Source organism: Phormidium sp. CCY1219 (assembly GCF_035615515.1).
In the GTDB taxonomy this organism is placed as follows: domain Bacteria; phylum Cyanobacteriota; class Cyanobacteriia; order Cyanobacteriales; family Laspinemataceae; genus CCY1219.
This window is the reverse complement of record NZ_JAJENT010000546.1, coordinates 1-459: the sequence shown is the minus strand read 5'-3', so window position 1 is coordinate 459 and position 459 is coordinate 1. Positions and strand designations below refer to the sequence as shown.

Here is a 459-nt window from a genome sequence, read left to right as displayed (position 1 = left end):
CGTCTCGTCCTGGTTTTGGTATCCATACCCGTCTGGCAGGTCTGGCTTTTGAGTCGAGTTTCAATTGACCTGCAAGGTTCATACGTGATTTTGGGGACAAGGATTTCACCCCATCCACCCCCGCCGTCTTTTTGCCTCGATTGTCTTGGGTTACCCGTCGTACCGCTAGCACCTTGGCAGACCAGCTTTTCAGCAAAATCTTTTGGAGTCCGCGAACTGTTTTAACATCGCCACGACACTCGGCTTGATAAATTCGTTTTTGTAGGCGGTAGACGTGACGTTCAGCCTTTTTCCAGTCGATGTCGCGCCATTCCTTCCGCACCGTATTCTCTTGATGAACCGTATTGGGTATTTCCATACTACTCAGACTTTATCTTCCAAATTGTCGTGAGTCTGTCTGCATATGTTGGGCATTACCCCAACCTTTCGCTTCTGACTCAATCCTGCCCCCGTTGGCTT

At 49.5% G+C, this 459-nt stretch carries 1 protein-coding gene; it reads right to left on the bottom strand.

All coding sequences use genetic code 11. The features are described 5' to 3' along the window. Nucleotides 1-358: reverse transcriptase N-terminal domain-containing protein (locus tag LKK83_RS14825; protein WP_324631970.1), on the bottom strand; the 358-nt coding region annotated here is incomplete at its 3' end. Between the last annotated feature and the right edge of the window lie 101 nt (nt 359-459).